The sequence below is a fragment of the Vibrio syngnathi genome, assembly GCF_002119525.1.
Classification (GTDB): Bacteria; Pseudomonadota; Gammaproteobacteria; order Enterobacterales; family Vibrionaceae; genus Vibrio; species Vibrio syngnathi.
On the sequence record NZ_CP017916.1, the window covers coordinates 1,656,695 to 1,666,308 of the forward strand.

Annotated in this window: 8 protein-coding genes; 1 reads left to right on the forward strand and 7 read right to left on the reverse strand. The window is 43.1% G+C overall.

Annotation, left to right across the window (positions count from 1 at the left end):
- The first annotated feature begins 9 nt into the window (after positions 1 to 9).
- The gene (gene fabA, locus K08M4_RS07770) at positions 10 to 525 is read left to right on the forward strand and encodes a bifunctional 3-hydroxydecanoyl-ACP dehydratase/trans-2-decenoyl-ACP isomerase (RefSeq protein ID WP_010440782.1); all 516 of its coding nucleotides are present in this window, start codon (positions 10 to 12) and stop codon (positions 523 to 525) included.
- 309 nt (positions 526 to 834) lie between these two features.
- Here the strand turns inward: fabA and rmf are convergent, their stop codons facing one another.
- From rmf to pyrD, 7 genes are all read right to left on the reverse strand, one after another.
- Positions 835 to 1,008 (reverse strand): ribosome modulation factor, encoded by a 174-nt coding sequence (rmf, locus tag K08M4_RS07775; RefSeq protein ID WP_009846667.1) that lies wholly within the window; start codon positions 1,006 to 1,008, stop codon positions 835 to 837.
- Positions 1,009 to 1,170: 162 nt separating this feature from the next.
- Positions 1,171 to 2,880 carry a DUF3466 family protein gene (locus tag K08M4_RS07780; RefSeq protein WP_086049467.1) on the reverse strand — a complete coding sequence of 570 codons (1,710 nt, stop codon included), beginning with the start codon at positions 2,878 to 2,880 and terminating at the stop codon, positions 1,171 to 1,173.
- A gap of 9 nt (positions 2,881 to 2,889) precedes the next feature.
- The gene (locus K08M4_RS07785; RefSeq protein ID WP_086049468.1) at positions 2,890 to 4,806 is read right to left on the reverse strand and encodes an ABC transporter ATP-binding protein; all 1,917 of its coding nucleotides are present in this window, start codon (positions 4,804 to 4,806) and stop codon (positions 2,890 to 2,892) included.
- Positions 4,784 to 5,044: a glutaredoxin family protein gene (locus K08M4_RS07790; protein ID WP_012603885.1), complete on the reverse strand. Its 261-nt coding sequence runs from the start codon at positions 5,042 to 5,044 to the stop codon at positions 4,784 to 4,786. Before K08M4_RS07790 ends, K08M4_RS07785 begins: the two co-directional genes overlap by 23 nt.
- A gap of 25 nt (positions 5,045 to 5,069) precedes the next feature.
- A complete protein-coding gene (gene rlmKL / locus K08M4_RS07795) occupies positions 5,070 to 7,190 on the reverse strand; it encodes a bifunctional 23S rRNA (guanine(2069)-N(7))-methyltransferase RlmK/23S rRNA (guanine(2445)-N(2))-methyltransferase RlmL (protein WP_086049469.1) in 2,121 nt (706 codons plus the stop codon).
- A gap of 509 nt (positions 7,191 to 7,699) precedes the next feature.
- Complete coding sequence (locus K08M4_RS07800; protein WP_086049470.1) at positions 7,700 to 8,254, reverse strand: cell division protein ZapC; 555 nt, start codon at positions 8,252 to 8,254, stop codon at positions 7,700 to 7,702.
- Between the two features lie 272 nt (positions 8,255 to 8,526).
- Positions 8,527 to 9,537 carry a quinone-dependent dihydroorotate dehydrogenase gene (gene pyrD, locus K08M4_RS07805; protein ID WP_086049471.1) on the reverse strand — a complete coding sequence of 337 codons (1,011 nt, stop codon included), beginning with the start codon at positions 9,535 to 9,537 and terminating at the stop codon, positions 8,527 to 8,529.
- Positions 9,538 to 9,614 lie beyond the last annotated feature (77 nt).

The following is a 9,614-nucleotide window of genomic DNA, read 5'->3' on the forward strand; positions in this document are numbered from 1 at the left end:
TAATTGATAATGCAAAACAAACGTGATTCTTACACTCGCGAAGATCTTCTAGCATCAAGCCAAGGCGAACTATGGCCTGAAGGTCCTCAACTACCAGCACCGAACATGTTGATGATGGATCGCATCACTAAAATGTCTGAGACTGAAGGTGATTTCGGTAAAGGTTTGATTCTTGCTGAACTGGATATTACTCCTGACCTATGGTTCTTCGACTGTCACTTCCCTGGTGACCCAGTAATGCCTGGTTGTCTAGGACTTGATGCAATGTGGCAGCTTGTTGGCTTCTACCTTGGTTGGGTTGGCGGCAAAGGTAAAGGCCGTGCTTTAGGTGTAGGCGAAGTGAAATTCACTGGTCAAATCCTACCTACAGCGAAAAAAGTGACTTACGAAATCCACATGAAGCGTGTTGTTAACCGTCGCCTAGTTATGGGCCTTGCAGATGGTCGCGTACTTGTTGATGGCAAAGAGATTTATGTTGCTAAAGATTTGAAAGTTGGCCTTTTCCAAGATACGTCAGCATTCTAATCCAACTGTTTAATTAGAATAACGTAGTTAGATTTTAATAAAGCAGCCAATGGCTGCTTTATTTTTACTCCAATATATTTAGTTATAGTGCACTAGGGTGTACTGGTTAAACAAACTTTCTTATCCCGAAACTGTACTGTATTAGTCCACCAGCAACTGTGTATTCCGCTATCACTATCAGCTTAAGCACTAGCTCTATACGCCATTACATTTATTTTATCTAAATTATGTGCCCACTCAGAAACTAACAAGGCTCCAACTCCTGTACCCAGCAATGGAGCCTTGATCTTTGAATATGTTCCGCCCTATCTATTTATAGAGACCTGATTGCTTATCACCTTTGGCGTCACGCCAACCACCTAACCAATAAGACCGAGAATCCATTTGGCTATATGGGCAAGCTTCTTGTGACCTACCGTTTATACCAGCTTTGTAGCCTTGAGATTGTGCTCGTTCTAGTCGATCACGCTTTTGTCTCTTCATAGTGCAGTCCTCATACGGGTGTTCTATTTACTAACATACAATGATTACAACTTTGCGGAGTTTTTGTGACTCCAACTTTAAGAGTCGACCAGTTTTTCACTTTTCTCAAGGCGAAAAAAAAGCCCGAATTCAGAATTGTGAACTCGGGCTCAAGAGATGAAATTATTTAAATTTTCTACGGAACCCTAATAAGCCGAGTACAGTCAAAGCGAACCAACCTAAGCTACCGCCTTTACGATCGACCTTTGCTGTATCAGTACTACGAGCTTGGATATCGCTCTTACCTTTACCTTGGATAGGAATCAATTTAACCGCAACAACCTTTTCAACCGCATTAGACGCAGCACCGCCACAGTATGAGTTGTGAGACGTTGTATCGTATGGTTTAGGTGTGCCGCCAACAACACATTTGATAGCAGTCGCAGAGATAACACCCGCATCGTTGATGCCTGAAGCATCAATGATTCGGAACTTGTTGTTCTCTCCAGAAACGTTGCCATCGTTCGTTAGATCATCTAGAAACCAAGCTTTGTTCTGAAACAGATCAATTCTTGATGGGTCAGTACCCGTTGCTTGATATGGATAAATAAAGCCACGGTGTCTACGCTCACTGCCATCAACTTCACGCGTTGTTTCTGCGTCAACTTGACCAACAATTTCATTGAAGTTGTTAACTGCTCTAGCTTCACCACTCGAACCAGCAAAGAAGATACCACCCGTTAGGTATGTCGCTGTTGGAGTCGCAACTGAAGCATCAGTAACAACGAACATCTTACTGCCTGCGCTACCATTTTCAGGCACTCGACCATTACGCTTAGAGTTACCAATAACAAACAAGTTTTTGTTGATATCGGTCGCTACAGAGTTACTGTATTTGTAATCATTAGACGAGTTAGAGTTGACCTTAGCCCCCTCAATTGATTTGGTCGTCCAAGTATTCGCGCTGTCAGCTAAGTCCAGAGATTTACTGATGAATACAGATGCATTCATATCTTGCAGATCGCCGCTACCATCAACAGTATTGTAGCCTACGCCATAAAACTTAGTATCCGATTCGGCAATTGAACGCATGCTACCTTGAGCATAGTAATCACCTTGTCTAGCAGTTCCACCACGAGTCCAATCGATTTGCTTGGTATTCGTACCATCCCAAATAGCAGCTTTTGAACTAAATACAGGATCCGGCGTTGACGTCGCCGTAATGGTTTCACTAGTAGACACACTACCTACATTGTAAACAGTACCGTTACTCGCCGTGATAGCTTTCCATGCTCGAGTCTCAGAAGATCCTGCAGGCTTGGCTGTCGTTGTAAATATTGCATTGTTACGGATAGTTCCCTCAGACTTAACACCAAGTGGGTTGGCATCTTTGTCTAAAGAGTTAATCACTGTATTGCGAGTATCGAGTATTGCCCCGCCTTCTATAAATGCCTTTGCATTTACATAACTCAGGTTATTTCTTTCCTTAACCCAAGTATCTTCCCAGCGAGTTTTCGCCCAGCTTTCACATGTGGAATATCTTAGTTCACGGTTACAATAGTTTTTGAAGTCATCGAACTCTTGTAAATATTGGAAGACAGCGTCCATAGCGAAAGGAACTTCTTCACGGTAACTAATAGCTTCAAGTGAATTACGTGTTTCACCTGCTAGCTTAAAGCTATCACAAGCGACACCACCAATAGTACCGGTGGTAAAACAACTTTCAGTTCCGGTAACCGCCGCTGGTTGAATCGCGACACCAAACGTTTCAGAAGCTCCGACAATTGAGCTAGGAGTCTCGACTTCAACTATCTTGTACAGTGCAGCATTCGCGTTAGTTGCAGCCAAAACTATGGCTGCAACTGTTGTTAATTTAAATTTATTACAAGTCATGATTACTTCTTAACTTTCCTGTTGTAGTGCCTCGAGCTCTTCCCAGCGCTCAAAAGCAACTTCAAGCTCCTGCTCTACTGCAGATAGCTTATCTAATACTGGTTGTGTCTGCTCTACAGGTTTTGAAAAGAAGCTAGGATCGTTGACTTCTTCCTGAAGAGTTTCAATTTGAGTTTCCAATTCTTCCAAACGCAAAGGTAGCGCTTCTAGTTCTCGTTGTAGCTTATACGATAACTTCTTAGCTTTAGCCTTAACTGGCGCAGTTTTGAGAGTTTCCTCAACTACTTTCTCTGGCTTTGATGGCTTTTCAACCTGTCGGTACTCTAAAGCTTGTTTTCTTTGTTGCTGAGCATCGTGGTAACCACCAACAAATTCTTCAACAACGCCGTTGCCTTCAAAGATCCAACTTGTCATAACCGTGTTATCAACAAACTGTCGATCGTGGCTCACTAAAAGAAGCGTACCCTGATAGTTGGCAAGCAAATCTTCTAAAAGTTCCAAAGTTTCGATATCTAGATCGTTGGTTGGCTCATCGAGAATCAATAAGTTATTAGATTTAAGGAAAATACGAGCTAATAACAGACGGTTCTTCTCACCACCAGACAATGCCTTCACAGGAGTGCGAGCACGTTTAGGAGAGAACAAGAAATCTTGTAGGTAGCTCAGTGCATGGCGCTCACGGCCGCCTACTGTCACTTCTTGCTTACCATCCGCCAGATTATCAATTACTGACTTCTCAGGGTCTAGGATTTCGCGGTATTGGTCGAAGTAAGCCACTTCGAGTTTAGTACCACAATGCAGACGGCCTGAATCAGGCTTAAGCTGATCAAGAAGCAGCTTAAGTACGGTACTCTTACCACAGCCATTAGGGCCGATCAGAGCAATACGATCACCACGCATAATGTTGAAGCTGAAATCTTTAACAATCTCTTTGCCTTCAAAGCCAAAGTTAAGATTCTCTGCTTCGAATACAATCTTGCCTGAACGTTGACCATCATCGATCTGAATAACCGCTTTACCCTGCACTTCACGACGATTGATGCGCTCTTCACGCAACTTCTTAAGTGCACGTACACGGCCTTCGTTACGCGTTCGACGAGCTTTAATACCCTGACGAATCCACACTTCTTCTTGAGCAAGCTTTTTATCGAATTCAGCGTTCTGCATCTCTTCGACACGTAACGCTTCTTCTTTCTCTAGCAAGTAGTTTTCGTAATCGCCAGGGAACGAGCTCAGCTTGCCGCGATCAAGATCAACAATGCGAGTTGCCATCGATTTGATGAAAGCACGGTCATGCGAGATAAAGATGATTGAACCACGGAAGTCTTTCAGGAAACCTTCTAACCATTCGATTGTCGCAACATCTAGGTGGTTAGTCGGTTCGTCGAGTAGAAGCACGTCTGGGTCACATACAAGCGCACGAGCAAGCGCCGCTTTACGTTGCCAACCACCAGACAAATCCGTCAGTTTTGTTTCAGCAGTGAGTTTAAGCGCCGCCATTACGTTACTTACGCGATCTTCGAAACGCCATGCGTTGGCATGATCCAACTGCTCTTGCACACGAGTAAGACGATTTAAGTTCTTTTCGCTAGGGTCAGTACCAATGAGATCCAAAAGATCATGGTAGATCTTCAACTGTTCGCCGATTTCCGCTAGGCCACCAGCAACGTAATCATAAACGGTGCCTTCTTCATTACGCGGTGGATCTTGCTCAAGGCGAGACACAACCACATCTTGTGTGATTTGCATCTTACCGTCGTCCATGATGATGTTCCCTGAAAGGATTTTCATCAACGTAGACTTACCCGCGCCATTGCGCCCTACTAAACACACACGTTCGTTTTCTTGCAGTGCAAAGTCCGCACGATCTAATAACGGGTGATCGCCAAACGCTAATTGCCCGTTATGAATTGTAAGTAATGCCATTCTTTTTTAACCAATCATTAAGTTCTAACAAGCCAAATGGCCAGTTAAGCTCTGAGCTTTGAGAAAAGTCAGAGCTTTCAAATTTGAGCACCGGAATAGTGACCCCGTAACGGGAAAAGAGCTCATCATCAAATGCAATGTCAACAACGTTGACGTGATGGCTAATGTTTAACTGTTCCGTGAGTTTGAATGCCATCTCACATAGATGGCACCCTTCTGTACTGTAGAGAGTCAGCACGCTATATCCTTATACAATCTCTTAATTACTTATGCGTAATCAACCAGCAGTTATGAATGTGCTTGTTACGAGAGAAGTCCAATGGAAGCGTTTTAGCTGAGATGTTCTGAGCTTTGAGACCTAACTCTTCTAGGCCTTCTACATCCATTTTGAAGTGACGCTTGTTGTTAGAGAACACAATCGTGCCTTCTTCACGAAGAAGACGCTTAAGGTTTTCCATCAATTGAATGTGATCACGCTGAACATCAAAAGATTGATCCATACGCTTAGAGTTTGAGAACGTTGGGGGATCAATGAAGATCAGGTCGTAAGAACCCTGCTCTTTAACCAACCACTGTAAGCAGTCAGCTTGAACAAACTGATGTTGACGACCAACACGGCCGTTAAGCTCCATGTTCTGTTTTGCCCACTCAAGGTAGGTATTAGACATGTCAACGGTTGTTGTAGAGCGTGCGCCACCCACAGCAGCATGAACAGATGCACTGCCTGTGTAAGCAAATAAGTTAAGGAAATCTTTACCTGCAGCCATTTCGCCGATACGACGACGAGTGATCTTATGATCTAAGAACAAGCCCGTATCTAAGTAGTCATGAAGATTAACAATCAGCTTAACGCCGTATTCGTTCACTTCTAGGTTAGAGGAGTCTTGAGCCATTTTTTGATATTGAGATCGGCCTTTCTGCTTCTGACGAACCTTAAGAACCACGTTGTTTGCTTCAACGCCAGTGACTTGAATAGAAGCACGGATGATATCGGTTAAGCGACGTTTTGCTTTCTCTTCCGGTACATCTTTAGGTGCTGCGTACTCTTGAATCACTAGGTGACCTGGGTATACGTCAATCGCTACATTGTATTCTGGTAAGTCCGCATCGTAGATACGGTAACAATCTAATTGCTCTTTCTTAGCCCACTTGCCAATTTTACCGATGTTCTTTTTAAGACGGTTTGCGAAGTCTGGAGCAATAAGTTGCTCTTGTTCACCCGTTGGACGCTCTGACATCGGACGGTCTGAAATTGAGTAGTTCTTTTGGTGACACGGTAACGCACCATTGTTCAATTTGAACTGTTTGTCTGCACGCATACGTAAGCAGCTAAGCAGTTCGTCAGAACTAGAGAAGATAGACGCGTTACAACCGCCAAATTCCGCTTTAAGTTGTGCACCGAATGCTGTGTAAAGTGCAATAAGACCTGGCTCTGTACCAAGACGCTCACCATAAGGTGGGTTAGAAACAATCACACCGTCAGCAAACTCTGTAGGACGCTTAAGCTTTGCAGCATCGCCTACTTCGAATTCAATCAGCTCTTCAACACCAGCACGACGAGCATTGTCACGCGCTGTTTTGATCATGCGCTCGTCATTGTCGTAGCCATAGAACTTACACTCTACTTTCTTAACGCCACGACGACCTTGAACGTTCGCTTCAGCTTTCACTTCAGCCCACAGTTCTGGTTCAAAATCTTCTAGTGATTCAAAACACCACTTCTGGCGTTTAACACCTGGAGCCATGTTCGCAGCCATCATTGCCGCTTCGATCACTAACGTACCTGAACCACACATTGGGTCTAGGAAAGGCTTAGTTGCGTCCCAGCCACTACGAAGAAGAATCGCAGCAGCAAGGGTTTCACGCAATGGTGCTCGGCCTGATTCTGGACGGTAACCACGTTGGTGAAGACCGCTACCCACCATATCAACACCAAGAATCGCTTTATCACGATGTAGACGAACGTGAATACGAATATCTGGATTTTCTTTGCTGATAGACGGACGAGGCAAAGACTTTTTCTCAAAGCTATCAACAACGGCATCTTTTACTTTCATCGCACCGTATTGGCTATTACGGATTTCGTTGTTTGTACCGTTAAAGTCAACAACAAAACGCTTAGAGCTATGGAATTGATTTACCCAGTTAACCGCGGTGGTTGATAGGTACAAATCCATGTCGTCCATACAAGTGAATTCAGAAAGGACACGTACAAATCTAGAAGCCAAACGACTCCATAAACAACAACGATAAATTTGCTCATTGGTCGCTTTGAATTTAACACCTGCTTGAACAGGTTTTGCATTTGTAATCCCTAGTTGGGTTAGTTCTTCAACTAATAAATTCTCAAGGCCGTTTGAGGTAACCGCTAGATATTGATTCATAGTGTTCTTTTATTGATAAAAATTAGCTCGATTATACCTGAATTTGTTATTAGAGCATCACACTAAACTTGTCTTTTCATTGAATCTTTCGACTAACTGGCTAGCAAACACACAGTCATGAAGCGATCGCTTACCCACATCCCCTTAGAACATAAGACTTATCGAATCAGCACAATTTATGACCAAACATCGACCAATGCGGCGGTGTGAATTTATATTCAACTTAAAACTGGTATATACCAGAGTCAATTTAAGACTGAAAGTTAGCTACAAAAGCGCGAAAACAGGGAATAAAAGGAGGTAATTTACACTTCTGGCGATGAAAATAGGCAGAAATTAAGATGAAAAAACAGTCACAAGTTCACTAATTAAATAGTTAAGCGGTAAAGTATTTATCTGAGTGAGGGTTTTTAGGCACAAAAAAATCGGCTATTGAGCCGATTCTAAGGAAGGTTTGATAGGTTTATGCGTTGCAATGCGTGTTAGAAATGATGAACTAAACTGGGGAATTAACCGACCATTGCAATATGTGTATGATGAAAATGAAGAATAGAGTTCGCGTCTACCATCCTATCGTGCATCACCTTAATCGAGTCTCCAAAGCGTAACCCTTTTGACGGTGTGAGCAGAAACTCTTCTAAGTCGACAAATGCACATAGGCTCGCACACTCTCCCACCTCTAATACAATGAAGTAACCTAGGCTGTGCTCGTTATTCATTTGTACGATATCCCCTTCTTGAGGAGATTCGTGGCCAGCGCCTTGTGAATCGAAGAACCAGCTTTTAGGCTGTACAGGCTTGTGGAAGCGCTTTGCTGCCACGCAATATAGTGCGAGTTCAGCTTGGCGAGGCTCAGACAATTCTAAGCCAGAAATTTGTTCTTTGAAGGTTTGGTATGAAGATGCGTCATCAACGGTGAATTCATTATCTCTAAACGCGCAGTCCACCAGCTTATTGCGGACCAGATTCGTTTTGAAAATCATATCCTCTCCGAGGTTTAGCATTAATGAACATTGCTGCTCATCGTAATACCAACTCCATGTATCGCTAGGTTTAAGCATCATTTCGTCTCACACTGTTGAACCATTCCATTAGGTAAAACGCAAAATTACCTTCAATTACAGTAATTTTACTGAGCAATAGGCAAAAAAAAAGAGGAAATGAATTCCTCTTTCTTATCGCTTCTCTCTACAACTCAGTGAGTTACAGTGTCTCTTTTAGTAAGACGATGCCAAATTATAACTTTCCTAAGATAACCAGATCTTTTTGATAACTCTGTTTATATAAGCTCTGAGGTTATAAGCACTGGGTTTATAAAAGCTCTGGTTTTCGGGGGCTATAAATTTTTAACGATGTCGCCTACAAGACCTGGGCCTTTGTAGATGAAACCAGAGTAAACTTGTACAAGCTTCGCGCCTGCCATCATTTTCTCTTTTGCAGCAACATACGAATCAACACCACCTACCCCGATGATCGGCAATGCGTCACCAAGTTCTTCGTGAAGTTTACGAACCACTTCCGTACTGCGAGATTGAACTGGACGCCCGCTTAGGCCACCCGCTTCATCGCAATGCTTCATGCCTTCAACGATTGAACGATCCAATGTTGTGTTTGTTGCGATCACACCATCGATCTTATTTTTGATCAATGATTCACAAATTTGGCTAATTTCGTCATCACTTAGATCCGGAGCAATCTTAAGAGCAAGAGGAACATATTTACCATGCTTCGCTTCTAATTCAGATTGCTTGGTTTTTAGCTCAGACAACAGATCATCAAGTGCTTCGCCGTATTGTAGCGAACGAAGTCCTGGAGTATTTGGTGAAGAGATATTTACCGCAATGTAACCCGCGTATTGGTAAACCTTCTCCATACAGATAATGTAATCTTCTGCGCCCTTTTCAATTGGCGTGTCTTTGTTCTTACCAATATTGATACCTAAGATGCCGTCATAGTTAGACTTCTTAACATTCTCAATTAGGTTATCTACGCCTAGGTTGTTAAAGCCCATGCGATTGATAATACCTTCAGCTTCAACAAGACGGAACAGACGTGGTTTGTCATTACCTGCTTGTGGACGAGGAGTCACCGTTCCTACTTCTACGAAACCAAAACCCATTGCGCCAAATGCATCAATACATTCGCCGTTTTTATCTAGGCCGGCAGCTAGGCCAACTGGGTTTTTAAAAGTAAGACCCATGCACTCTACAGGTCGATTAGGTAATTGTTGGCGATACAAAAGATCAATAGGTGTGCCAGTGAAGCGTTTGAAATTTTGAATTGCAAGATCATGAGCCTTTTCGGCATCAAGTTGAAAAAAGCCAGTTCTGGCTAGACGGTAGAGCATTGTGCCTCCGATAGAAAAAAGCCCCGTGTAAACGGGGCGATATTATTTACTTATTTACCCAACTATTCAATCTATTA

Coding starts and splice junctions, on each gene's coding strand:
- fabA (WP_010440782.1), top strand. CDS start 10: ATGCAAAACAAACGTGATTCTTACACTCGCGAAGATCTTCTAGCATCA.
- rmf (WP_009846667.1), bottom strand. CDS start 1,008: ATGAAGAGACAAAAGCGTGATCGACTAGAACGAGCACAATCTCAAGGC.
- K08M4_RS07780 (WP_086049467.1), bottom strand. CDS start 2,880: ATGACTTGTAATAAATTTAAATTAACAACAGTTGCAGCCATAGTTTTG.
- K08M4_RS07785 (WP_086049468.1), bottom strand. CDS start 4,806: ATGGCATTACTTACAATTCATAACGGGCAATTAGCGTTTGGCGATCAC.
- rlmKL (WP_086049469.1), bottom strand. CDS start 7,190: ATGAATCAATATCTAGCGGTTACCTCAAACGGCCTTGAGAATTTATTA.
- K08M4_RS07800 (WP_086049470.1), bottom strand. CDS start 8,254: ATGATGCTTAAACCTAGCGATACATGGAGTTGGTATTACGATGAGCAG.
- pyrD (WP_086049471.1), bottom strand. CDS start 9,537: ATGCTCTACCGTCTAGCCAGAACTGGCTTTTTTCAACTTGATGCCGAA.